Source organism: Nocardioides sp. Root240 (assembly GCF_001428825.1).
In the GTDB taxonomy this organism is placed as follows: Bacteria; Actinomycetota; Actinomycetes; order Propionibacteriales; family Nocardioidaceae; genus Nocardioides.
On the sequence record NZ_LMIT01000013.1, the window covers coordinates 259,955 to 282,247 of the forward strand.

Annotated in this window: 24 protein-coding genes; 13 read left to right on the forward strand and 11 right to left on the reverse strand. The window is 73.5% G+C overall.

The features are described 5' to 3' along the window. Positions 1-20 precede the first annotated feature (20 nt). The 3 genes from ASE20_RS18725 to ASE20_RS18735 are packed head-to-tail and all read right to left on the reverse strand — an operon-like array spanning position 21 to position 2,369. Positions 21-980, reverse strand: a complete 960-nt coding sequence (locus ASE20_RS18725; protein WP_056896394.1) for an adenylate/guanylate cyclase domain-containing protein — start codon at positions 978-980, stop codon at positions 21-23. Continuing rightward, complete coding sequence (locus ASE20_RS18730) at positions 973-1,500, reverse strand: PH domain-containing protein (protein WP_056896074.1); 528 nt, start codon at positions 1,498-1,500, stop codon at positions 973-975. The genes ASE20_RS18725 and ASE20_RS18730 overlap by 8 nt, the downstream gene beginning before the upstream one ends. A 35-nt stretch (positions 1,501-1,535) precedes the next feature. Continuing rightward, entirely contained in the window at positions 1,536-2,369 is an 834-nt protein-coding gene (locus ASE20_RS18735; protein WP_056896075.1) for a biotin--[acetyl-CoA-carboxylase] ligase, read from the reverse strand. Positions 2,370-2,476: 107 nt separating this feature from the next. On the opposite strand from ASE20_RS18735, the gene ASE20_RS18740 reads away from it, so the two are divergent. After that, the gene (locus tag ASE20_RS18740) at positions 2,477-2,830 is read left to right on the forward strand and encodes a DUF4345 family protein (RefSeq protein ID WP_056896076.1); all 354 of its coding nucleotides are present in this window, start codon (positions 2,477-2,479) and stop codon (positions 2,828-2,830) included. Between the two features lie 35 nt (positions 2,831-2,865). Here ASE20_RS18740 and ASE20_RS18745 read toward each other — a convergent pair whose 3' ends face one another. Then, the gene (locus tag ASE20_RS18745; RefSeq protein ID WP_056896077.1) at positions 2,866-3,978 is read right to left on the reverse strand and encodes an epoxide hydrolase family protein; all 1,113 of its coding nucleotides are present in this window, start codon (positions 3,976-3,978) and stop codon (positions 2,866-2,868) included. A 54-nt stretch (positions 3,979-4,032) separates the two neighbouring features. On the opposite strand from ASE20_RS18745, the gene ASE20_RS18750 reads away from it, so the two are divergent. Genes ASE20_RS18750 through ASE20_RS18770 form a run of 5 tightly spaced genes read left to right on the forward strand, consistent with a single transcriptional unit; the run spans position 4,033 to position 9,725 of the window. Then, complete coding sequence (locus tag ASE20_RS18750; RefSeq protein WP_056896078.1) at positions 4,033-5,010, forward strand: helix-turn-helix transcriptional regulator; 978 nt, start codon at positions 4,033-4,035, stop codon at positions 5,008-5,010. Positions 5,011-5,020: 10 nt separating this feature from the next. Next, positions 5,021-6,691: a DUF885 domain-containing protein gene (locus ASE20_RS18755; protein ID WP_056896079.1), complete on the forward strand. Its 1,671-nt coding sequence runs from the start codon at positions 5,021-5,023 to the stop codon at positions 6,689-6,691. Next, positions 6,688-7,806 carry a DNA glycosylase AlkZ-like family protein gene (locus ASE20_RS18760; protein ID WP_056896080.1) on the forward strand — a complete coding sequence of 373 codons (1,119 nt, stop codon included), beginning with the start codon at positions 6,688-6,690 and terminating at the stop codon, positions 7,804-7,806. Before ASE20_RS18755 ends, ASE20_RS18760 begins: the two co-directional genes overlap by 4 nt. A gap of 9 nt (positions 7,807-7,815) precedes the next feature. Then, complete coding sequence (locus tag ASE20_RS18765; protein ID WP_056896081.1) at positions 7,816-8,415, forward strand: Maf family protein; 600 nt, start codon at positions 7,816-7,818, stop codon at positions 8,413-8,415. Beyond that, entirely contained in the window at positions 8,391-9,725 is a 1,335-nt protein-coding gene (locus tag ASE20_RS18770) for a hypothetical protein (protein WP_056896082.1), read from the forward strand. Before ASE20_RS18765 ends, ASE20_RS18770 begins: the two co-directional genes overlap by 25 nt. Before the next feature lie 118 nt (positions 9,726-9,843). Here ASE20_RS18770 and ASE20_RS18775 read toward each other — a convergent pair whose 3' ends face one another. From ASE20_RS18775 to ASE20_RS18790, 4 genes are all read right to left on the reverse strand, one after another. Next, positions 9,844-11,199, reverse strand: a complete 1,356-nt coding sequence (locus tag ASE20_RS18775) for a helix-turn-helix domain-containing protein (protein WP_056896083.1) — start codon at positions 11,197-11,199, stop codon at positions 9,844-9,846. A gap of 25 nt (positions 11,200-11,224) precedes the next feature. After that, positions 11,225-12,424, reverse strand: a complete 1,200-nt coding sequence (locus ASE20_RS18780; RefSeq protein ID WP_056896084.1) for an acyl-CoA dehydrogenase family protein — start codon at positions 12,422-12,424, stop codon at positions 11,225-11,227. A 57-nt stretch (positions 12,425-12,481) separates the two neighbouring features. Further along, the gene (locus tag ASE20_RS18785) at positions 12,482-13,648 is read right to left on the reverse strand and encodes a GGDEF domain-containing protein (RefSeq protein ID WP_056896085.1); all 1,167 of its coding nucleotides are present in this window, start codon (positions 13,646-13,648) and stop codon (positions 12,482-12,484) included. A 147-nt stretch (positions 13,649-13,795) separates the two neighbouring features. Next, positions 13,796-14,050, reverse strand: a complete 255-nt coding sequence (locus tag ASE20_RS18790; protein WP_056896086.1) for a helix-turn-helix domain-containing protein — start codon at positions 14,048-14,050, stop codon at positions 13,796-13,798. A gap of 110 nt (positions 14,051-14,160) precedes the next feature. Here ASE20_RS18790 and ASE20_RS18795 point away from each other — a divergent pair, with 110 nt between their 5' ends. The 4 genes from ASE20_RS18795 (at position 14,161) to ASE20_RS18810 (ending at position 17,241) form a co-directional block, all read left to right on the forward strand. After that, positions 14,161-14,811 (forward strand): OB-fold protein, encoded by a 651-nt coding sequence (locus tag ASE20_RS18795; protein ID WP_056896087.1) that lies wholly within the window; start codon positions 14,161-14,163, stop codon positions 14,809-14,811. An 86-nt stretch (positions 14,812-14,897) separates the two neighbouring features. Further along, complete coding sequence (locus tag ASE20_RS18800; RefSeq protein WP_056896088.1) at positions 14,898-15,380, forward strand: PH domain-containing protein; 483 nt, start codon at positions 14,898-14,900, stop codon at positions 15,378-15,380. After that, positions 15,377-16,840 (forward strand): PH domain-containing protein, encoded by a 1,464-nt coding sequence (locus ASE20_RS18805; RefSeq protein ID WP_056896089.1) that lies wholly within the window; start codon positions 15,377-15,379, stop codon positions 16,838-16,840. Before ASE20_RS18800 ends, ASE20_RS18805 begins: the two co-directional genes overlap by 4 nt. After that, positions 16,837-17,241 (forward strand): type II toxin-antitoxin system PemK/MazF family toxin, encoded by a 405-nt coding sequence (locus ASE20_RS18810; protein WP_056896090.1) that lies wholly within the window; start codon positions 16,837-16,839, stop codon positions 17,239-17,241. The genes ASE20_RS18805 and ASE20_RS18810 overlap by 4 nt, the downstream gene beginning before the upstream one ends. An 18-nt stretch (positions 17,242-17,259) precedes the next feature. Here ASE20_RS18810 and ASE20_RS18815 read toward each other — a convergent pair whose 3' ends face one another. After that, positions 17,260-18,165: an AurF N-oxygenase family protein gene (locus ASE20_RS18815; protein ID WP_056896091.1), complete on the reverse strand. Its 906-nt coding sequence runs from the start codon at positions 18,163-18,165 to the stop codon at positions 17,260-17,262. A gap of 56 nt (positions 18,166-18,221) precedes the next feature. Between ASE20_RS18815 and ASE20_RS18820 the strand changes: the two genes are divergently transcribed. Together ASE20_RS18820 and ASE20_RS18825 are read left to right on the forward strand one after the other, a co-directional pair. Beyond that, positions 18,222-18,932: a TetR/AcrR family transcriptional regulator gene (locus ASE20_RS18820; RefSeq protein ID WP_056896092.1), complete on the forward strand. Its 711-nt coding sequence runs from the start codon at positions 18,222-18,224 to the stop codon at positions 18,930-18,932. Further along, on the forward strand, positions 18,929-19,213 hold the full coding sequence (locus ASE20_RS18825) for a DUF4873 domain-containing protein (RefSeq protein ID WP_200952868.1): 285 nt from the start codon (positions 18,929-18,931) through the stop codon (positions 19,211-19,213). The genes ASE20_RS18820 and ASE20_RS18825 overlap by 4 nt, the downstream gene beginning before the upstream one ends. Before the next feature lie 183 nt (positions 19,214-19,396). Here the strand turns inward: ASE20_RS18825 and ASE20_RS18830 are convergent, their stop codons facing one another. Next, the gene (locus tag ASE20_RS18830; RefSeq protein WP_056896093.1) at positions 19,397-19,924 is read right to left on the reverse strand and encodes a helix-turn-helix domain-containing protein; all 528 of its coding nucleotides are present in this window, start codon (positions 19,922-19,924) and stop codon (positions 19,397-19,399) included. A gap of 65 nt (positions 19,925-19,989) precedes the next feature. Here ASE20_RS18830 and ASE20_RS18835 point away from each other — a divergent pair, with 65 nt between their 5' ends. Further along, a complete protein-coding gene (locus ASE20_RS18835) occupies positions 19,990-21,186 on the forward strand; it encodes a benzoate/H(+) symporter BenE family transporter (protein WP_056896094.1) in 1,197 nt (398 codons plus the stop codon). On the opposite strand, the gene ASE20_RS18840 is transcribed toward ASE20_RS18835, so the two are convergent. Continuing rightward, a complete protein-coding gene (locus ASE20_RS18840; RefSeq protein ID WP_056896095.1) occupies positions 21,125-22,282 on the reverse strand; it encodes a SpoIID/LytB domain-containing protein in 1,158 nt (385 codons plus the stop codon). The genes ASE20_RS18835 and ASE20_RS18840 overlap by 62 nt on opposite strands. Positions 22,283-22,293 lie beyond the last annotated feature (11 nt).

The following is a 22,293-nucleotide window of genomic DNA, read 5'->3' on the forward strand; positions in this document are numbered from 1 at the left end:
TTGCCCAGCGATTCCGCGGGTCAGGCGCGGCGCACGGCGACCGGCTCGACCACGCCGAAGCCCCGGACCGGCCGCGGGGGCAGTGGCCGGGACTCGATCTGGTCGGCCGGGAGGAGGTCCGCGGTGGCGTGGTCGACGATGATCCGGTTGCGGCGGGCGACCTGCGTGAGGCGGGCGGCGAGGTTGACCGGAGGGCCGAAGACGTCGCCCAGGCGCAGCACGACGCCGCCGCTGGCGAGGCCCACCCGGACGTCGGGCATCCGCGGGTCGCGGCCGATCACGTTGATGATCCCCTCGGCCGTGGTGAACGCCGCCATGGGGTCGTCGTTCACGAAGAGCACCGCGTCGCCCATGCTCTTGATCAGGCGGCCACGCTCGCGGGTGATCACGTCACCGCACCGGGCCTCGAAGATCTCGACCAGCTCACCGATCCGCTCGCGGCTGACCTCGTTGGACAGCGCAGTGAAGCCGACGATGTCGGCGAAGCCGACGCTGAGGTCGGTGGTGTGCGGGTCCGCGTCGATGGCACGCACGGACTGCATCCGCGACACCGCGGCGGTCAGGTGGCGGCGCCAGGCGTAGATCAGCAGGTCCTCGAAGCGGGAGCCGAAGCGCTCGACCACCCAGGCCGACGCGTCGCCGTCGCCTCCGTGCTGCTCGACGTACGCCTCGTCGACGTGGTGGACGAGCTCGCCGACCTCCCAGTCGGCGAGGCGGGCCATGCTCAGGCCCACCCCGCGGGCGACGTTGAGGGCGACGTCGAAGTCGATGATGCCCTCGCCGAGCAGGTCGACCATGAGCTGGAGGGCGTGCACGTCGGCGTCGGTGTAGGCGCGCGCGTCGCCGCGCTCCGGGAAGCCGAGGGTGCGCCAGAGCCGGCGCGCCCGCTCGAGCGGGATGCCCGCGCGTTCGGCGACGTCGGCGGCCGTGAGCTGGGGCTCATCCCCGAGGAAGGTCAGCTCGGGGTCGTTCTCAGACACCTTCGTCGCGGCCGTCACGGCGGCCGCCGCCCTGGTGGAGCTCGTGGAGCAGCTCGTTGAGCTGGCGCTGCGCGGCCTCCACGTGCGGGATGTCGTTGAGGCGGGCCGGCTGGTTGGCCGACGCGTCGGCGATCAGCAGGCTGCCGCAGCCGAAGGGCCGGTCGATCAGGTTGATCTCGATCGAGATGTCGCTGACCCGGGCCAGCGGGATGTCGTGGCCGCGGCGGGTGACGATGCCCCAGCGCGTGATCAGGCGGCGGTCGGTGAAGGCGTGCACCGTGGTCGCCCACACCAGGAACGGGCGCACCGAGAACCACGCGATGCCGAGGATCACCAGCACCCACACGATGTAGCCGAGCACCTGCTGGAAGCCGTCGTCGTCGAGGTTGGCCTCGGCGGCGACCCCGATCGCGAGCAGCACGACCAGCGCCAGGATCGGCACGAACAGCGCCTTCGGGTGCTGGCGCGTGCTGAGGATCAGGCGCTCGCCCGGGTTGAGCAGCTTCTTCGAGATGGCCACGGGGAGATCATTCCACCTTCGCGGTCGGCGCGCGCTCAGTCCGTGGCACGCACGTGCACGACGTCGCCGGCACCCACCCGCTCGGGACCGCCGGCCGTCTCGACCACGAGGCGGCCGTCGTCGTCGACGTCGACCGCGCGGCCGGTCAGCTCGCCCCCTCCGGGGAGGTCGACGCGGACGTCGCGACCGAGGGTCGCGCACTGGGCCCGGTACGACGACGCGAGCCGCGCGGTGCCGAGCTCGCCGCCGGCCTGCCAGACGTCGTACCCCTCGCGGATGGCGGCGACGGCGTCGATCAGCACCTGCGTGCGGTCGGGCACGTCGGCCCCGTCGGGCGAGGCGATCGACAGGCTGGTCGCGGTCTCGACCGGGAGCTCGTCGGCGTCCATCGCGACGTTGATGCCGACGCCGACGATCGCGGCCGGCCCGTCGGGGGTCTCGACGCGCTCGACCAGGATCCCGGCGACCTTGCGGTCACCGTCGAGGAGCACGTCGTTGGGCCACTTCACGCGGGCGTCGTAGCCGTGAGCGGTGAGCGCCTTCGCCACGTTGTGGCCGACCAGGAGCGGGAGCCAGGGCCAGGAGGCCGGCGGGACGCTCGGACGCAGCACCAGCGAGAAGGTGACCGCCGTACCGGCGGGCGTCTCCCAGGTGCGGTCGAGCCGGCCGCGGCCGGCGACCTGGTGGTCGGCGGCGACGACGAGTCCCTCGGTCGCGCCGGCCCGGGCCCGCTCGCCCGCGAGCTGGTTGGTCGAGGGGGCCTCGGGCAGCAGCTCCACGCCGGCGCCCGGGGTCAGGGCGAAGGCGGCAGCGAGACGGTCGCCGTCGAGCGGGGCGCGGTCCGGGTTCGGGGAGGAGCCGAGAGTCACGGTGCCTACCCTGTCGCAGCCGGCGCGTTGAGGAAACCCCGGGGTCCGGGCCGACGTGACCTGCCAGGTCATGGCCGCGCGCACCCCGGGTCGGTCACGATGGCGTGATGAACCCGCTCATCGCGACCGGCGCCGCGGCGTACGCCGGACTCGGCCTCGTGTCCTTCCTCAAGCCCGGTGTCGTCCCGGCGATCATCGGGAGCACCGCCCCGAACGCCGACTCCCGCACCGAGATCCGGGCCGTGTACGGCGGCCTGCCGCTCGCCTTCGCCGCGACCCTCGCCGCCAGCCCCGCCTCCGGGACGGCCATCGGGGTGGCCACGGCCGGCATGGCGGCGGGCCGGGCAGGCTCGGCCCTCTTCGAGGGACGGCCGAGCGCGAAGATGGCCGGCTTCGTGCTGCTGGAGGCAGCGGTCGCGGGCGCACTGCTGCTCGGAGCCCGGCAGGCCCGCAGCGCCTGACCGTCGTCGGCCGGGCGCTGCGGGACGGAGGGGACTCAGCCGAAGAACGTCCGCAGGTCGCCGACCACGTCCATCGGGACCTCCATCGCCGCGAAGTGACCACCCCGCGGGAACTCCGACCAGTGCGCGATGTTCGCGTTGTCGCGCTCGGCGAGCGAGCGGATCGTCTGGAAGTCGTCCTTGAAGACCGCGACCCCGATCCGGCCGGTGCTGACGACCGGCTCCGCGCCGGCGTGCTGCTCCTCGTAGTGGTACCGCGCGGCCGAGCCGTAGGTGTTCGTCAGCCAGTAGAGCGTCGCCTGCGCGAGCACCTGCTCGGGCGCGACCAGGCTGGTGCCGTTGCCGAAGCTCTCGAAGAGCTCGCTGTAGGCGAGCACCGCCACGGGCGAGTCGGCCAGGCCGGCGGCGACCGTCTGCGGGCGGGTGCCGTTCATCTGGTTGTAGCCGCCGACCGACTGGAACCACTGCATGTGCTCGAGCGCGGCGTACTCCTTCGGGCCGAAGTCCGCGAACTCGGCCGGGTCGCCGCTCGGGAACGAGAACAGGTGCAGCACGTGCGCTCCGAGGAAGCCGTCCGGGTTCGCGACGGCGAGCTCACGGCCGACCATCGCCCCGCCGTCGCTGCCGTGGACGCCGTAGGCGTCGTAGCCGAGCCGGCGCATCAGCACGTCGTACGCCGCCGCGACCCGCCTCATCGTCCAGCCGGTGTCGACGACCGGCGTCGACCAGCCGAAGCCCGGCATCGAGGGGATCACCAGGTGGAAGGCGTCCTCGGCGCGGCCGCCGTGGGCCTCGGGGTCGACCAGCGGGTCGATCATGTCGAGGAAGTCGAGCACCGATCCCGGGTAGGTGTGGGCCAGGAGCAGCGGGGTCGCGCCGGCGTGCTGCGAGCGGACGTGCAGGAAGTGGATCCGCTGGCCGTCGACCTCGGTGACGAAGTTGTCGTAGGAGTTCAGGCGCTCGTCGACCGCACGCCAGTCGAACGCCTTCCACTGCTCGACCATGGAGCGCAGGTACGACGACGGGGTGCCGTACTCCCAGGAGTCGCCGGGGACGGCGGGGGCGAAGCGGGTGTGCTCGAGGCGGGCGCGGAGGTCGTCGAGGTCGGTCTGGGCGATGTCGATGACGAAGGGGGTGATCTGGTTCATGACACGCACGCTACGAGCCATACCGGAACGGTTGTTTCCTGTTAGAACGGTCGGGTGAAAGGAACTTCCGGACGCCTGCTGGAGCTGCTCGGCCTGCTCCAGGCACGGGTCGAGTGGACCGCCCCCGAGCTCGCCGCGCGGCTCGGCGTCACCGACCGCACCGTCCGCAACGACGTCACCCGGCTGCGCGAGCTGGGCTACCCCGTCGACGGCGTGCGCGGTCGGGCCGGCCACTACCGGCTGGGCGCCGGCGCCAAGCTGCCCCCGCTGCTGCTGGACGACGAGGAGGCCGTCGCGGTCGCCGTCGGGCTGCGCACGCTGACCGGCGTCTCCGGCTTCGAGGAGAGCGGGAGCCGGGCGCTGACCAAGCTCGAGCACGTGCTGCCCGACCGCCTGCGCCGCCGGGTCACCGCACTGCGCGACGCCACCGAGGCCGGGCCGGTCAACACCGACTCGAACGTCGAGGATCCCGAGGTCGACGCCGGCGTGCTGGCGGAGATCGCCGACGCGATCCGCGACCACCGCGGGCTACGGGCGTTCTTCGGCGACGGCGCGGACGACGAGCGCGAGCGGATCGAGATCGAGCCCTACCGGCTGGTCGCCTGGCAGCGGCGGTGGTTCGTGGTCGGCCGCTCCCCCGCCACGGGCGAGTGGGCGCCGTACCGGGTGGACTGGCTGACCCTGCGCCTGCCGGGCGGGCGCGGCTTCACCCCCGCGCCGCTGCCGGGCGACCTGACCGAGCTCGTCGTCCGCGAGGTGGCGCGCACCGGCTGGTCGGTGCACGCCCGGCTGGTCATCGACGCCCCGGCCGAGGAGGTGCTGTCGCGGATCAACCCGGCCGTCGGTGTCGTCGAGTCCCGACCCGACGGGCGCAGCGTGCTGGTCACGGGCGGCGACAGCCTCGAGATCGTCGCGGTGTGGATCGGCATGCTCGGCCTGGACTTCACCGTCGAGTCACCGGCGGCGCTCGTCGACCGTCTCCGGGTGCTGGCGCAGCGTTATGCCGGTGCGGTTGTCGGGAGCGCTGGCTAGGGTCGGCGCCATGACGCGACTCGTGGACGCCCGCACCGAGCAGCTCGTCGAGGACCTGGCCGCGCTGGACCCGTTGACCGCGACCTTCGCGGGCATCGCGGGTCACGACGGCGAGCTCCCCGACCTCTCCCCCGACGGCTTCGCCGCGCGCGAGGAGCTGCACCGCCGCGCCCTGGCCGACGTGGCCGCCCTCGACGTCACCGACGAGCGCGAGCAGGTCGCCAAGGATGCCTTCCTCGAGCGGGTCGGGCTCACCGTCGAGCGGGCCGACGCGGGCGTCGAGCGCAGCGAGTTCTCCGTGATCAGCAGCGCGATCCACGCCGTGCGCGAGGTCTTCGACCTGATGCCGACCGAGACCCCCGAGCACTGGGAGGCGATCGGCTCCCGCCTCGCCGCCGTCCCGCAGGCCCTCGACGGCTACCGCACGACCCTGCTCGAGGAGGCCGCCGCCGGCCGGGTCTCGGCCCGCCGGCAGTACGCCGAGGTGGCCGGCCAGGTGCGCGGCTGGACCGGGCAGGAGGGCGCCGCGGGCGACTACTTCCAGCGCGCCGTGAGCTCCGCCCCCGCGGAGGTCCGGGACCAGCTGAGCAGGGCGGCCCAGCAGGCCTCGGCGGCGTACGCCGAGTTCGGGCGGTTCATCGAGACCGACCTGCAGCCGCGCGGCCGCGAGGTCGACGGCGTCGGCCGCGAGGCCTACGCCCTCAACTCCCGCTACTTCCTCGGAGCGGCCGTGGACCTCGAGGAGACCTACGCGTGGGGCTGGGAGGAGCTCAAGCGCATCGAGGACGACATGGCCGCGACCGCGCAGCGCATCGTGCGCGGCGGCTCGGTGGCCGACGCCGTGGCTGCCCTCGACGCCGACCCGGCCCGCGACTGCGGCAGCCGCGAGGCCTTCCAGGAGTGGATGCAGGCCACGTCCGACGAGATCCTGCGGACCTTCGACGGCGTCCACTTCGACATCGCCGAGCCGATCCGCACCCTGCAGTGCAAGGTCGCGCCCGTCAACGACGGCGGTGCCTGGTACTCCCCACCCTCCGAGGACTTCTCGCGTCCCGGCACGATGTGGTTCTCGTTCACCGACGACCACGAGCGCTACTCCACCTGGCGCGAGACGACGACCGTCTTCCACGAGGGCGTGCCCGGCCACCACCTCCAGTGCGCCCAGGTCGTCCACCAGGCCGAGCTGCTCAACCGCTGGCAGCGGCTGCTGTGCTGGGTCAGCGGCCACGGCGAGGGCTGGGCGCTGTACGCCGAGCGGCTGATGGACGAGCTCGGCTACTTCGAGGACCCGGGCGACCGGCTCGGCTTCCTCGACATGCAGGGCTTCCGGGCCGCGCGGGTGATCGTCGACATCGGCGTCCACCTCGGCCTCGAGGTGCCCGAGGACAACCCCTTCGGCTGGCGCCCGGGCGAGGTCTGGGACGCCGACCGGGTCCTCGAGTTCATGCGGGCGCACTCGCGGATGGACGACGGCTCGCTGAGGTTCGAGGTCAACCGCTACCTCGGCTGGCCGGGCCAGGCGCCGTCGTACAAGGTCGGGGAGCGGATCTGGCTCGACGCCCGCGCCGACGCGCAGGCCCGCCACGGCAGTGCCTTCGACCTCAAGGCCTTCCACACCGCGGCCCTCGACCTCGGCTCGATCGGGCTCGACCCGCTCAAGGCGGCGCTCGCGCGGCTGTGACCGTCCTCGACGTCGAGCAGGCGCGCCGGATCGCGGTCCGGGCGCAGCTGCTCGACGCCCCGGCGACCCGCGCGGGTCGGTCGGTCGCGGAGGTCGTCGACGAGCTCACGTTGCTGCAGGTCGACCCGACCGCAGCGGTCGCGCCGAACGTGGACCTGGTCCTGTGGTCGCGCCTCGGCGGCGACTACGAGCACTCGGACCTGACCTTCGCGCTGGAGACGGAGCGCTCGCTGGTGGAGCACTCGTCGTACGTCCGCCCGGTCGACGACATCGGGCTGGTCCTCGCCACGATGCGCCACGAGCTGCACCCGCGGGTGCTCGAGTGGGTCGAGGCCAACGCGCGGTTCCGTACCGACGTGCTCGCGCAGCTGGCCGCGGAGGGCCCGCGGACGGCGGCGGAGGTGCCCGACACCTGCCAGGTGCCGTGGGAGTCGAGCGGCTGGAACCACGACAAGAACGTCAACCGGCTGCTGGAGATGCTCACCCTCCTCGGCGACGTCGCGATCAGCAGCCGCCACGGCAAGCTCCGGGTCTACGACCTCGCCGAGCGGGTCTACCCGGCGGACCTCACCGTCCCGTCGTACGACGACGCCAAGGCCGCCCTCGACCGACGCCGCCTCGCCTCCCTCGGCATCGCCCGCGGCTCCGCCAGGGGCAACGGCGGCGAGCAGATCGGTGCCGGCAGCGGAGGCGTCCCCGTGACCGTGGCCGGCGTCGCCGGCGAGTGGCGCGCCGACCCCGACGCGCTGGCCGCGGCCGACGACGACTTCGAGGGCCGCTGCGCCTTCCTCTCCCCCTTCGACCGCCTCGTCTACGACCGCGACCGCGCCCTCGACCTGTTCGACTTCGAGTACGTCCTGGAGATGTACAAGCCCGCCGCGAAGCGGCGCTGGGGCTACTTCGCCCTCCCCGTCCTGCACGACGACCGGCTGGTCGGCAAGCTCGACGCGAAGGCCGACCGCAGGGCGGGGGTGCTGCGGGTGCACGCCGTCCACGAGGACGTCCCGTGGTCGCCGGCGACGGGCGATGCGGTCGACGCCGAGATCGACGCGCTGGCGTCGTGGCTGGGCCTGGCCGTCGTGCGCGACGAGGGGATCCGAGCGCGACCTCGTTAGGGTGGCCGGGTGCCGCAGCTCGTCCTCGCCTCCGCGTCCCCCGCCCGGCTCGCGACCCTTCGCAGCGCGGGCTTCGACCCGCAGGTCGTGGTGTCCGGCGTCGACGAGTCGCAGGTGACCGGCGTACCTCCTGCCGAGCTGGCGCTGCGCCTCGCGGAGCTGAAGTGCGCGGCCGTCGCCGACGGCGGCGAGGTCCCGGCCGACGCCCTGGTGCTCGGGTGCGACTCGGTCCTCGAGCTCGACGGCGAGGCCCTCGGCAAGCCGGACGACGCCGACGAGGCGGTCCGTCGCTGGGAGGCGATGCGGGGCCGGTCCGGCGTCCTGCACTCGGGCCACTGCCTGCGCGACGTCGCCGCGGGCCGGCAGGCGGCAGCGACCGCCTCGACCCGGGTGCACTTCGCGGACGTGACCGACGAGGAGATCGCGGCCTACGTCGCGACCGGGGAGCCGCTCCACGTCGCGGGCGCCTTCACGGTCGACGGCCTCGGCGGCGGCTTCGTCACCGGCATCGAGGGCGACCACCACAACGTCGTCGGCGTGAGCCTGCCCCTGCTCCGCGGCCTGGTCAGGGAGCTCGGCCACTCGTGGACCGACCTCTGGGCACGCTAGGGACGTCGGCCGTCGTCGCGGTCCTCCTGCTGGGCGGGCCTCCTGCGACGGCAGCCCCGGACGACGACCCCGGCCCCGCCCTGGCCGGTACGCCGGTCGCCGGCGCCTCCGGGTCGGCCACGCCGCCGGCGCTGACCGTCGGCCGCTACCTCGACCACCTGCCCGCGCGCGGGTCACTCGGCTACCGGCTGCCCCGCACCGCCGCGGGCAGCACCTTCCACGTCGCCGCGCTGTTCGTGGGTGCGGGCGACTCGGTCGGCGAGGGCGTCCGCATCGAGGTCGGTACGACGCCCGGCGACGAGGGCTGCGGCAGTGGCGGCGTGTTCCGGCCGACGCTCGGTGAGCAGGCGCCCGTGCTCTTCACGACCGTCACCACCTGGACCGACGTCGACGACCACGAGTGCGCGGTCGCCGACGACCTCTTCCTCACCCTCCACGCCCCCGACGACCCGGCCGACGCAGGCCGCGAGGTGGAGCTGCTCGTCTTCGAGGAGCCGCCGCTGTCGGACTACGGCATGGGCCTGCTGCCCGACCCGGCGCCGCCGGCGTGGACTCCGCTGGCACCCGCCGCCTCCCCGCGGGAGGTGCCGCCCGGGACCACGCCGACCAGCGCACCGGTCGTGCGCGACGGCAGCTACCGCCTCACCCTGCGGCCGGGCCGCACCCAGGTCCTGGCGGTCCCGCTCGACTGGGACCAGACCGTGCAGGCCCAGCTCGACGCCCGGCTCCCCGTGGGCGCCCCTGGCCCCGGCGAGATCGCGATCGACGTGGTCGGACCGATGCTCGGCACCAGCGAGGTCTCCTTCACGATGACCCGGCCCGACGACTGGACCGTCCCGACGACCGCGCCCGGACGGCTCCGGATCGGCGCCCAGTCGCAGGTCGTCTCGTACGCCCACCGCGACTCCTACGACGCCGCCGTCAGCACCGAGGCCCTCGCCGGGATCCACTACGTCGTCGTCCGCTGGCCCGGCACCGACCAGGCCGGACCGGCCGCCGCCGCGCTGGAGGTGCCGGCGACCGTGACCCTGCGGACGACCGGCGAGGCGACGGACGGGGTGCCGTCGTACACGCCGGTCGAGGGGCTGCTCGGGCCCCAGGCGGGATCACGCCTGGTCGACGGCACGCTGCAGGCGCCCCCGGTCGACGCGCCCGCGGCAGCACCGGTCGACGAGCCCGAGGACGGGCCACAGCCGTGGCTGGTCGCCGTGGCGGGACTCGCGGGGATCGGCGTGGTCGGGGGCCTGGTGCGAGCCCGGCGGCGGGCCGTCGTGAGCCGGGAAGGCACGTACCCCCGCCACCGCGACTGACCGCGGGAGCGGGGGTACGACCGATGCGGTGCCCCACGCACCGCAACCGGCCCTGCCATGTCCCGGGGGCCAGCCTGCCTCGTCAGGCAGATTCAGGCAAGTCCTTGTCCGGCGGTGCTCAGGCGCGCAGGTGGGCGGTCGGGGACTCCCCCACCCGCAGACCGGTCGACGCGCCAGCGTTGCGAAAGGCCTGCAGCGCGCCGTCCGTGTCGCCCACGTCGGTCAGCAACGTGCCCAGGTCGAACCAGAGCTGGGCAGCCTCGCGGTCGGCGCCCGCGGCGGTCAGCGCGTGGATCGCGCGGCCGTAGTGCTCGCGCGCGTCGGACGGACGCGCGTCCAGCGCCGCGGCCTGGCCGAGGACGACGTGGGCCCAGGCATCGAGGAGCGAGGCCTTGGCCGGCGACTCCGCGAGCGCACGCTCGGCCGAGGCGACCGCCTCGTCGAGCCGGCCGAGCAGCACGAGCGCCCGCCCCCGGTTGACGTGGACCAGCGCCTGGTCCCACGCCGAACCGCCGACCGCGAGCTCGCGCTCGGCGACGGCCATGATGTCGAGCGCGGCCTGCGGCTCGGGCGGCGTCGTCGACAGGTGCAGCCGCGCGACCAGGCCCCGCAGCTTGGCGAGGTTGCGGTTGTCGTCGCCGAGCTCGAAGAGCGCGAGCGCCTTGCGGGCCAGGTCGAGCGACTGCGGGGTGGCGCCGTGGGTGGCGGCGTCGATGAGGCTGGCGTTCCAGTACGCCGACGCCTTGCCGATCGGTGAGTCGTACTTCTCGGCCTCGGCGAGCGCGCGCTTGCACACCCGCATCGCCTCCCCGAGGTCACCGCGCACGTGGTACGCCGCCGCGACGGTCACGCTGAGCTGGATCGCCTCGGTCAGCCCCTCCAGGCCGAGCTCGACGATCAGCGCCCGAGCCCGGTCGCCTACCTCGATCGCCCGCGCCGGCTCGCCGCCGTCGCGGTAGCAGCGCGAGAGCGAGATCAGGTCCTTGAGCCAGACCGCGTCGGCGATCGGCTCGCCGACCAGGTCCTCGAACGCCATGATCGCGCCGTCGAGGTCGCCGGTCATCTCGAGGGCGCTCGCGCGGATGCGTCGCGCCCGTCGTACCAGCTCGGTGTCGGCGGTCCGCTCCAGCCGGGCGAGCAGCTGCTCGGCCCGGGTCAGCGCCTGCGGCGCGTCGCCGCCCGCCAGGGCCAGCTCGGCGTGGTCGAGCCCGAGCTGCAGCTCGGCCCGCTCGTCGTGGCTCACCCCGATGAGGAGCTCCTCGAGCGTGGTGCCCATCCGGACGGCGAGGCGGCCCAGGAGCAGCGCCTCGGGCCGGCGCTGGCCGTCCTCGATCCGGGAGAGGTACGCCGCCGTGATGTCCTCGCCGGCCACCTGGACCTGGGTCATCCCGGCGGCGACGCGCGCCACGCGGATCCGTCGACCGAGCTCGGCGGGGTCGATCGTCCTGCTCAGCTCGGCAAGCCTGGTGTCCACCGGACCATTCTGCCCGTCCGAGCCACTATTCGACGGGAAGTCCGAGCCCTCGTGCGATCAGCATCCGCTGCACCTCCGACGTACCCTCGCCGATCTCGAGGATCTTGGCGTCGCGGTAGAACCGGGCGACCGGGTACTCCTCCATGAATCCGTAGCCGCCGAAGACCTGCGTGGCGATCCTGGTCGCGGTGACCGCGGACTCGCTGGCGTAGAGCTTGGCGACCGAGGCGGCCTGCTTGAACTCCTTCATCGACGGCCCACGGCCGTCGACCATGGCGTCCTTCATCGCGGCTGCGCGGTAGGTCAGCATCCGCGAGGCGTGCAGCATCACCTCGAGGTCGGCGATCTGGAAGGCCACGCCCTGCTTGCGTCCGATCGGGCCGCCCATCGTCTGGCGGTCGAGGGAGTACTCCACGCACAGGTCGACGCAAGCCTGGATCAGGCCGACGGCGAGCGCGGCGATGGCGACCCGCCCGTCGTCGAGGATCGCGAGGAACTGCGCGTAGCCGCGACCACGCTCGCCGAGCAGGTGGGCCTCCGGCACGCGGCAGTCGGTGAACGTCAGCGGGTGGGTGTCGGAGATGTGCCAGCCGAGCTTGTCGTAGGCCGGCTCGGCGACGAAGCCGGGCGTGCCCGCCGGGACGAGGATCGCGGAGATCTCCGGCTTGCCCTCGGCCGAGATGCCGGTGCGCGCGGTGACCGTCACCAGCGAGGTGATCGACGAGCCCGAGTTGGTGATGAACTGCTTGCCGCCGTTGACGACCCACTCGCCGTTGTCGAGCTCGGCGCGGGTCTTCGTCGCGCCCGCGTCGGAGCCGGCGCCCGGCTCGGTCAGGCCGAAGCCGGCGAGGCGGCGGCCGGCGACGAGGTCGGGCAGCCACTGCGCCTTCTGCTCGTCGGAGCCGAAGGTCTGGATCGGGTTGATGCCGAGGCCGACGCCGGCCTCCAGGGTCACGCCCATCGACTGGTCGACCCGGCCGAGCTCCTCGATCGCCAGGCACAGCGAGGTGAACGGGCCATCGGCGGCCTCGAGGCCCGCGCCGCCGTACTCCTCCGGGGCGGTGAGCCCGAACAGCCCGAGGTCGCCCATCTTCTGCACGACGTCCACGGGGAAGTAGTGGGACTTGTCCCACTCCGCCACGTGGGGGCGGATGGTGGACTCAGCGAAGTCCCGGACGGTGCGCCGGAACTCCTCGTGCTCGCGGGACAGGTCGAACTGGGTCATGCCGGCATCCTACGTCCCGAGGTTAACGTTTGTTAACCCCCCGGAAGAGGGATGGCGTCACGCGGTACGACGACCGGGCCGCTCCGCCTCGCCGTCACGCCAGTGCACCGCACGGTCCCGGCCGTCGGCCTTCGCCCGGTAGAGCGCGGCGTCGGCGTGCTCGAGGGCGTCGGTGATCGCGTCGTGCGGCGGCGCGGGCGCGATGCCGATGCTGACCGTGGTGCCGACGCCGGCGTACCCGCGGCACACAGCGGTGGCGACCCGCTCGGCGTCCTCCTCCGGGACGAGCATCACGAACTCGTCCCCGCCCAGCCGGCCGGCGATGCCGTGGGCGCCGAGGACCGTCTCGCACACCTCGGCGAAGCGGCGCAGCGCCGCGTCTCCGGCGGCGTGCCCGCCGCGGTCGTTGAGCGTCTTGAAGTCGTCGAGGTCGGCGAGCAGCACCGACATCGGGGCCGGCGACCAGCCCCGGTCCACCTCGCGCTGCGCCGCGCGCAGGAACTCCGAGCGGTTGAGCAGCCCGGTCAGGCCATCACGCGTGGCCCGCACCCGCAGCTCGGTGGTCTGCTGCGCGTGGCCGAGCGTGGCCATGCTGAAGGTCACCACGACGAGCAGCAGCAACGTCATCAGGGTCGTCGCCGCCGGTCCGAAGCCGACCACGAACACCGGGTTCTCCGCACCGACCACGACGAACACGACCGCGCGCAGCAGGTAGAAGGCCGCGATGACCCCGGACGCGACGGCCATCGCCCGCACCGCGAACACGACCGGCGCCTGCCCCGGCTCCTCGTCGCGCTCACGCAGGACACACCGCAGCTCCCACGACGAACGGCCGACCTGGCCCGCCATCCCGAGCAGGTACGCCGCCCCACCGGTCCACACGTCGTGCGCCGGGTCGTCGAGCAGCGCGACCGCCAGCACCAGCACCGGCGGGACGACCAGCTGGGCCACCGGCACCGCCCGCCCCCGCAGCGAGCGCGCAGCCGCCCACACGCCCCCGGCACCGAGTACGCCGGCCGTGTTGCCCATCGGGTTGGCCACGACCTGCAACGGCGTCCCGTTGCACAGGTAGAGCAGCGCGCCCGTCACGAAGCAGGCCAGCGAGACGCACCACCAGCCGCTGTACGCCGAGCGGGTCGGCCGGTAGGTCGCGGCGTAGAAGAGCACGAGCACGCACGCCGCGATCAGCCCGAAGGCGACGCGGAGGGTGAACGTGTCGAGCACGCCCTCAGGCTAGGGACGCCTCGCCGCCGTCGCGGCCGTTCGCGAAGGCACGGGCCGGACGTGGTGCCGGACCTGCTCCGGACGGGCCATCGGGGTGGCCGATCCGGGCCAGCACGGGGGGACGAAGGTCCCCGGCGACCCGAGGGCTCACTCCTCGGCAGCGTCCGCCAAGGTGATCTCGACACCGAAGAACAGATCCGCCGGACTCATCCCGATGGCCACCGCCACCCGCAGGTACTTCGAGATGCCCGAGTCGGTCTCCCCGCGCTCCATGCGGGCGATCTGCGTGGTCGCCAGGCCCGCGCGCCGCGCGACCCCCTCCTGGGTGAGGTCGCGGCGCGATCGCTCGGCGCGGATGTTGCGCCCGATCTGGACCAGAGTCGCGGCCTCGAGGTGTTCCATCGCGACCAAGCCTTTCGGTCACGAGTTCGTCCATCCAGCGCCAATTGGTGCATCTTCTGCACAGATATGCGCTTCAATCACCCAGAACAGTTCGATTGAAGGAGAATCTCGTGACCCAGATCCCCCCGCCGCCGCCGGGACCGCAGCAGCCGGGCAGCTACGGCGACGCCAAGGCCCAGGCCAAGGCCGCCAAGGCGTACGCCAAGGCTCAGCGCCCCTGGTACAAGAAGAAGCGGTGGATCGGCCTGATCGTCCTCGTCGTGATCATCGCCATCTCCGCCGCATCCGGCGGCGGGTCGGACGACAAGGGTGACAAGGACGCCGAGGACAAGACGCCCACGTCCTCGGAATCCCCCACCGAGACCGCGAAGCCGGACGACAAGAAGTCGGACGAGCCGAAGGCCGGGGAGACGAAGGCCGAGGAGCCCGAGCCCGAGACCAAGAAGTTCGACGTGAAGACCCAGGCCGTCGCGATGGTCTCGGAGTTCTCGGAGAACGAGCTCGCGGCCGACGCGAAGTACAAGGACAAGGTCATCAAGGTGACCGGCATCATCAGCAAGATCGACACCGAGATCTTCGACGACAAGGACTACGTCCTCAAGCTCAAGGGCGACGCCTACGACCTCCTCACGGTCGACTGCTTCGACATCTCCAACGACGAGCTGTCGAAGCTGGCGCCGGGCCAGAAGGTGTCGATGATCGGCGACTTCAAGGACGGCGGGGACCTCGGCGTGGAGCTGAACCACTGCAGCCTCGCCTGATCCGCGCGTGATCGCCTCGACCCCGGGCCGCTGCGGCCCGGGGTCGACGTGCGTCCGGCCGGGGATCCGGCCCGTAGGCTCGCCGCGTGAACCAGCTGCGCGACCCCGCCCACCGCGTGAGCCCGCGGGCCCGCACGATGTGGCAGCTCGAGGCCGCGGTCGAGGCCGCGGTCGCGGTGCTCGCCGGCGGGATCGCCAGCGTGGTGTGGGTCCCCGGGCCATGGCGGTGGCTGCTCCTCGGGGTGCTGGTGGTCGTCAGCGTCGCGTCGGCGCTCGTCGTACCGCGGTGGCGGTACCAGGTGCACCGCTGGGAGGTGTCGCCCACCGCGGTCTACACCCAGCGTGGCTGGTGGGCCCGCGAGCGGCGGATCGCGCCGATGTCGCGGGTGCAGACCGTCGACTTCGCGCAGGGACCGCTGGCGCGGCTGTTCGGCCTGGCGACGGTCACGGTGACCACCGCGTCGGCCGCGGGACCACTCCAGATCGAGGGCCTCGACCGCGACGTCGCGCTCGGGCTGGTCGACGAGCTGACCCGCAAGGCCGACCTCGTCGAGGGCGACGCGACGTGACCGCGGGGCCGGTGCCCGAGGCGCCGTGGCAGCGCCTCGACCCACGGATGCTGCTGGTCCACCCGATCACCGAGCTGGTGAAGTTCCTGCCCGTCCTGATCGGCCTGGTCGTCGCGGGTGGTGCGTCCGGCACGGGGCCGTGGGCGCTGCTCGGCGTGGGCGTTCCGGTGGGCCTCGGCGTGGTCCGCTACGTCACGACGACCTACCGCGTGACGACCGCGCGGGTCGAGCTGCGCCGCGGCCTGCTGCAGCGGCACAACCTCTCCACGCCCCTCGACCGCGTCCGCACCGTCGACCTCACCGCGTCGCCGATCCACCGCGTCCTCGGCCTCGCGACCCTCGTCATCGGCACGGGCAGCGTCGTCACCGACGACGACGACCGGCTGCTGCTCGACGCCCTTCCGCGCGAGCAGGCGGCAGCCCTGCGCACGCACCTGCTGAGCGTCCTGCACCCGGTCGGCGAGGCCGGCTCCGACGCCCCGGCGGTGCTGGCGCCGGAGCACGTCGTGGCCCGCTTCTCGCCGCAGTGGCTCTGGTACGCCCCCTTCAGCGGGGCCGTCCTGGTGGCGGCCGGTGCTGTGCTCGGTGCAGGAGCGCCGCTGCTGGAGTCGGTCGACCTCCGGGTCAGTGAGGACGACCTCGCGATCTTCTCCCCCGCCGTGATCCTGGGCCTCGGGCTGGCCGTGCTGCTGGTGACCGTCGCCCTGTTCGTGGTCGGCTACCTCGTCGTCAACGGCGGCTTCGTGCTCGCGCGACAGGGCGCGGCGTGGCACGTACGACGCGGGCTGCTCACCCACCGAGAGACGAGCATCGACGTCGCCCGCCTGGCCGGGGCGACGATCAGCGAGCCGGCCGCACTGCGTCTCGCACGAGGACGGCGCGTGAACGCGATCGTCACCGGCCTGCGCGGCAGCCAGGAGAGCTCGACCGTGCTGCTGCCCCCCGCACCGCAGGCCACCGCGATCGCCACCACGACGGCGGTCCTCGGCTCCGCGGAGCCGGTCACCGGACCGCTGCGCAGCCACGGCCGGAAGGCCGCCACCCGCCGCTGGACCCGCGCGCTGCTCGGCTGCTCGCCGGTCGTCGTCGCCGTGGTCGTGGCCGTTGCCGCCGGTGCGCCGCCCGCGCTCCTCGGGCTCGCGGTCGCCGCCGTCGCCGTGGCGCTCGCCCTCGCGGCCGACCGGGTCCGCGCCCTCGGCCACGGCCACCTCGCCGGGCACGTCGTCGCGCGCTCGGGCTCGGTCCTGCGCCGCCGCGAGGCCCTCGCCGACGCCCACGTGATCGGCTGGAACCTGCGCGCGACCTGGTTCCAGCGCCGGGCCGGCCTGGCGACGCTCGCCGCCACGACAGCCGGGGGCGACGGGCAGGTGGCGGTGCTCGACGTACCGGAACCGGAGGCGGTCGCGCTCGCACTGGCCGCGACGCCGGGACTGCTCGACGACTTCCTGGAGCCACGATGAGCGACGCGCCCGACGGCAGCTACGCACCCGTCCCCGATGGCCACCCCGACCCGGGCGAGGTGGTCTGGGCGTGGGTGCCCTACGAGGACGACCCGAGCCAGGGCAAGGACCGGCCGGTGCTCGTCATCGGCACCGCCGTCGGCGCGGCCGGTGAGCCGCTGCTGCACTGCCTGGTCATGACCAGCAAGGACCACGACCGGGACGCCGAGCAGGAGGCGGCCGCCGGCCGGTACTGGACCGACGTCGGCACCGGCGCCTGGGACCCCCGCGGGCGGCCCAGCGAGGTGCGCCTGAACCGGCTGCTCGTCATCCCCGCCGACTCGGTACGACGCGAGGGCGCCGCCCTCCCGCCGCAGACCTACGCCGCGGTGATCGCCGAGCGCCAGCGCTTCCTGCGCTGACCTCTTGGCGGGACCGGGTCAGCGCACCAGCAACGACGCGCGCCACACCTTGCGGTCGCGCTCGCTGACCATGCCGTTCTCCTCCAGCACCGGCATCACCTTCTCGCCCATCCAGGCGACCGTCTCGCGGTAGTGCTCGTTCCCGAGCGCCTCACGGCGGGCCTCCTGCGGGTCGAGGCCCACGGCGGCGTACACGTCGGGGTGGACCAGCGAGCGCATGGTGACGTAGGCGACCTGGGCAGTCAGCGCCTGGTGCCAGCGCAGCTTCGTGCGACCCAGGCCGCGCACGGACTTCGCCAGCTCGTCGCGGGCGAAGGTCACGTGGCGGGCCTCCTCGGTCACGTGGATCCGCGCGACCATGCGGGTCAACGGCTGGACCCGCTCGTCGCGCATCATCTCCCGCTGCCAGCGGTCGACGGGCTCCTCGCCGATCAGGATGCCGGCGTACGCGCTGGCGCCGTGGAGGGCGAGCGGACCCAGCCTGGCCAGCTTGAGAGGGGTCGGTCGTGGTCCGTAGGCCGGCAGCCCCATCGCGGCGATCGCCCGGCCGAACATCACCGTGTGCCGGGTCTCGTCGCCCACCTCGGTGAGCGCGAACTGCGTGCGGGCCGAGCGCGGGTCGGCCTTGTAGGCGTCGCGCAGCAGGATCTGCATGAGCACGATCTCGAACCAGATGCCGACGCTGGCGATGCTCGCGACCTCGTGCGCGGAGAGCGTGATCCGCTGCTCCTCGCTCAGCCGGTCCCACGTCCGCGTGCCGTAGAGCGACATCCGCTCCGGCTGCATCCACCACAGGCCCGGCACCGGCGGTGCGTCCCAGTCGATGTCGACGTCGTGGTCGTACGACTGACGGGCGGTGGAGCGCAGCAGTCGCTCGGAGAGTGCCTCCGGGGCGACCCCGGCGGCCGGGTCGAGCAGCGTCATCGAAATCTCCGAACTAGATGTGACCATCGGTAACGTCTAACTGTACTCTTGTGCCCATGGCCCCCAACGTCAAGAGCGACGGACGCACGACCCGCTGGGAGAACCACCGCGCCACCCGGCGCGCGGAGTTCGTCCAGGCCGCCGTCCGCGCCATCGACACCCTCGGACCCGACGCCTCCGTCGCCGACATCGCCGCCGAGGCGGGCGTCAGCAAGCCGGTGCTCTACCGCTACTTCGCGGACAAGTCCGAGCTGCACGCCGCGGTCGGCGCGTGGGGCACCGACCTCGTGCTCGAGCGGGTCATCGCCGCCGTCCTGGTGCCGGCATCGGCGCGCGACCGGGTCACGGCAGGCGTCGAGGCGTACCTCACCACGATCGCCGAGCACCCCCAGGCCTTCCTCCTGCTCACCCGCCAGCACGCCGGCGGCGACCCGCTCGCTGCAGGCAAGGACCTGATCGCCACCAAGCTCTCGCGGATGCTCGGCGACGCGCTCCGCCTGCTGGGCGGCGACACCGGCGCCGCCGAGCCGTGGGCGCACGCGGTCGTCGGCCTCGGCAGCTCCGTGGGCCAGTGGTGGCTCGAGCGCCGCACCATGTCCCGCGCGGCCGCCGCCGGCTACCTCGGCGAGTTCATCTGGCACGCGCTCTCGGGCGCCGCCGCCGAGCACGGCGTCGACCTCTCCGCCCTCGACCCGGAGGTCGGCAACGTCCGCCCGCTGCGCACGGAGCGCACCGAGCGCGCGGGCAGCAAGGATGCCGAGCAGTGACGCTCACCCATGAGCCCCAGGAGGCCTACGACGGCCCGGCCATGGTCCTCGTCGACGGCACCGCGCACCCGGTCACCGTGCACCTCCGCGGCGCCTTCCAGCCCCTCGACGGCCACTTCCACTGGTACGGCCGCGTCGCCGTCGGCACCCCCGTCGACGCCGTCCGCAGCGGCTCCGACGTCACCCTCCGCACCGAGGCCGGCGAGGCCGCCGCCAAGCTCTCCGACAAGGACCCCTGGGGCCGGTTCCGCATCACCGGCACCGGCACTCCCCCCTTCTGACCCACGAACCGTGGGCAATGGCACCACGAACCGTCTCTCGTGGCACCACGAACCGTGACGAATGGTCGTTCGAGGCGTGGACAGGGGCAACCAACATCCACGGCTCGAGGTGCCATTGCCCACGGTTCGTGGTGCCATTGCCCACGGTTCGTGGTGCCCTTGCCCACGGTTCGTCGGGGGGGGTCAAGTGGGGGTGACGATGACGTTGACGGCCTCGAAGCCCTCCGGGCCGCCGCGGTAGGCGTGGGGGCGGTCGGCGGCGAAGCGCACGTGGTCCCCGGGGCCGAAGGCGTCGACGCCGCCGCCGTGCTCGACCTCGCCGGTGCCGGACAGCACGACCAGCTGCTCCTCGACGCCGGCCACGTGCGCGCCCGAGCGGCGTTCCGCGCCGGGAGCGAGCCGGAGGAGGTAGGCCTCGGTCGTCCGCCCCGGCTCGCGCACCACGCGCACCCGCGTCGCCAGGATGCCGTCACCGGCGATCACGGCACCGTCGCGGTCGTCCATCAACGCCGCCATCGGTACGCCGAGCGGGGTGGCGACGGCGTACAGCGTGTCGAGCGTCGGGTTGCGTTGACCGGTCTCGAGCTCCGAGAGCGTGCCCTTGCCGATGCCGGCCTGCGAGGCCAAGCCCGAGAGGGAGAGGCCGCGCGCCTCGCGCAGCGCGCGGATCCGCGCGCCGACGTCGGCGCCGGCTCCGGTCGCTCGCGCCATCGGCCCTCCTGACCTAGAGTGTTCCGTATACAGAACGCCGGACCGGCACAGGAGCAGGAGGCGGCGTGTCCGAGGAGAGTACCCACGGCCCGGTGCTGGCCGGTGTCGTCACCGCCGTCGTCGGGTTCAGCAGCTCGTTCGTCGTCGTGCTGGCCGGCCTCACCGCGGTCGGCGCGACGCCCACCCAGGCCGCGTCCGGCCTGCTGACCCTGCTCGTCACCCAGGCCCTCGGGATGCTCTGGCTCTCGGTGCGCCACCGCACGCCGATCATCCTCGCGTGGTCGACGCCGGGCGCGGCCCTGCTCGCTGCCAGCACCGGCGTCACCGGCGGCTGGCCGGCGGCCGTCGGCGCCTTCGTCGCGACCGGCGTCCTCATCCTGCTCACCGCGCTGGTCCCGCGCCTCGGCGACCTGGTCGCCGCGATCCCCCAGAGCCTGGCCCGGGCGATGCTCGCCGGCGTGCTGCTGCCGCTGTGCATCGCCCCGGTGACCGCCGTGGTCGACGCCCCCGCGGCGGTCGCGCCGGTCATCGTCACCTGGCTGGTGCTGCTCCGCCTCGCCCCGCGCTGGGCCGTCCCGGCGGCCCTCGGCGTCGCACTGGTGACCGTCCTGGTCACCGCCGACGTGGACGCCGGCGCGCTCGCGCCGAGCCTGACCTGGACCACGCCGCACTGGACGGCGTCGGCCCTGGTCGGCATCGCCCTCCCGCTCTACGTCGTCACGATGGCCTCGCAGAACGTGCCCGGCGTCGCGGTGACCAGCAGCTTCGGCTACCGCGTCCCGTGGCGCGAGTCGCTCGCCGTCACCGGCCTCGGGACGGTCGCCGGCGCCCCGACCGGCGGGCACGCGATCAACCTCGCGGCCATCAGCGCGGCCCTGGCGGCCGGTCCGGCAGCCGGTCCCGACCGGAGCCGGCGCTGGATCGCCGCCGTCAGCGCCTCGGCGACCTACCTCGTGCTGGCCGCCGCCAGCAGCGCGCTCGCCGCCATGGTGGCCGCGGCCGAGGACGGCCTCATGCAGGCGGCCGCCGGGCTCGCGCTGCTCGGCACCCTCGGCGCCTCGCTGGCCGGGGCGCTCGCGGACCCGAAGGAGCGCGAGGCCGCGGCAGCGACCCTCGTCGTGGCCGCGTCCGGCGTCACCGTGCTCGGGATCGGCGCCGCGTTCTGGGCGCTGGTCGTCGGGCTCGGCTGCCGGGCCGTGCTCACTGGATCCAGAAGTACGTCGACAACAGCCCGATCGCCGAGCGCAGGTCCGAGCCGGTGATCGTCCGGGTCCCGCCGGTCCCGGTGACCTTGAGCAGGGTCACTCGGCCGCCACCGGCGCCGTTCCCGTCACGCTCGGTGACCGTGACCGCACTGACCGTCCCGATCCCGGGCAACGCCTTGTTGAGCTCGGCCTGGGTCAGCGTCCAGTGCCAGGTCCGGATCGGGTCGTAGGGGTCGGCCTGTGCCTTCAGGTAGGGCAGGTCCGCGTTGGACGACGCCACCGTCCAGCCGCCGTTGCTCGACGAGAACTGCGTGAAGGCGGGCTTGCCGGCGTAGAGACGGACCTCGCCGGCCGTGTCGGACACCGCAGCGGTCGACCGTGCGTCCTCGGCGCTCAGGCCGCCGTAGACCTGTGACCGGGTGGTGTCGTAGACGTCGAAGTACGACGACGTCCGCGAGGCTCGCTCGAACGCGGCGTAGGTCCGCGCGGCCACGGCCTGGGAGCGCACCGCCTGGCGGTGCCAGGACGCCGGCATCTCCAGCGGTACGACGCCACGGACGTAGTACTCCAGCGGCAGGATGTTGACGACGTCACGCTGGCCGTTGACGATCACCGAGCGCAGCCGGCCGCGCAGCACCTTCGACCCGGTCGGAAGGTAGAGCCGCAGCGACGGCGCGATGAACTCGGCCCCGCCCCGGATCTGCCGCACCAGGACCCATCGGCCCGAGACGAGCACGTAGACCCGGCTGGTCGCGTTGTCGGCCGACGGCAGGATCCGCCAGCGGGTCGCACCCGCCCGCTTCAACGCGTACGACGTCCCCGTGGTCGTCGAGCGCACGGTCAGCCCGGTGCGGTTCGCCACCGTGAGCGTGTTCCGCTTCTCCGCGGTCACCAGGACCCGGATGCTGCCCTTCGCGGTGCCGACCGTGGTGCCCGGGTAGTAGAAGCCGAGGATCCGCCGGTAGCCCAGGCCCTTGTTGGCCGCGCCGAGCGCGCCGTACTGCGACATCCCGATGCCGTGGCCCCAGCCGCGCCCCTGGAGCTCCCACGAGGTGGCCGCTGCGGCGGGTGAGGGGGTCGAGACACCGGGGACGACGGTGAGGCCGGCCACGGTGGCCAGGGCGGTCAGGAGGGTCCGAGACAGGAGACGCATCGTCCGACGGT

Coding starts and splice junctions, on each gene's coding strand:
- ASE20_RS18740 (WP_056896076.1), top strand. CDS start 2,477: ATGAACCCGCTCATCGCGACCGGCGCCGCGGCGTACGCCGGACTCGGC.
- ASE20_RS18745 (WP_056896077.1), bottom strand. CDS start 3,978: ATGAACCAGATCACCCCCTTCGTCATCGACATCGCCCAGACCGACCTC.
- ASE20_RS18755 (WP_056896079.1), top strand. CDS start 5,021: ATGACGCGACTCGTGGACGCCCGCACCGAGCAGCTCGTCGAGGACCTG.
- ASE20_RS18780 (WP_056896084.1), bottom strand. CDS start 12,424: ATGACCCAGTTCGACCTGTCCCGCGAGCACGAGGAGTTCCGGCGCACC.
- ASE20_RS18790 (WP_056896086.1), bottom strand. CDS start 14,050: ATGGAACACCTCGAGGCCGCGACTCTGGTCCAGATCGGGCGCAACATC.
- ASE20_RS18810 (WP_056896090.1), top strand. CDS start 16,837: ATGAGCGACGCGCCCGACGGCAGCTACGCACCCGTCCCCGATGGCCAC.
- ASE20_RS18815 (WP_056896091.1), bottom strand. CDS start 18,165: ATGACGCTGCTCGACCCGGCCGCCGGGGTCGCCCCGGAGGCACTCTCC.
- ASE20_RS18820 (WP_056896092.1), top strand. CDS start 18,222: ATGGCCCCCAACGTCAAGAGCGACGGACGCACGACCCGCTGGGAGAAC.
- ASE20_RS18830 (WP_056896093.1), bottom strand. CDS start 19,924: ATGGCGCGAGCGACCGGAGCCGGCGCCGACGTCGGCGCGCGGATCCGC.
- ASE20_RS18840 (WP_056896095.1), bottom strand. CDS start 22,282: ATGCGTCTCCTGTCTCGGACCCTCCTGACCGCCCTGGCCACCGTGGCC.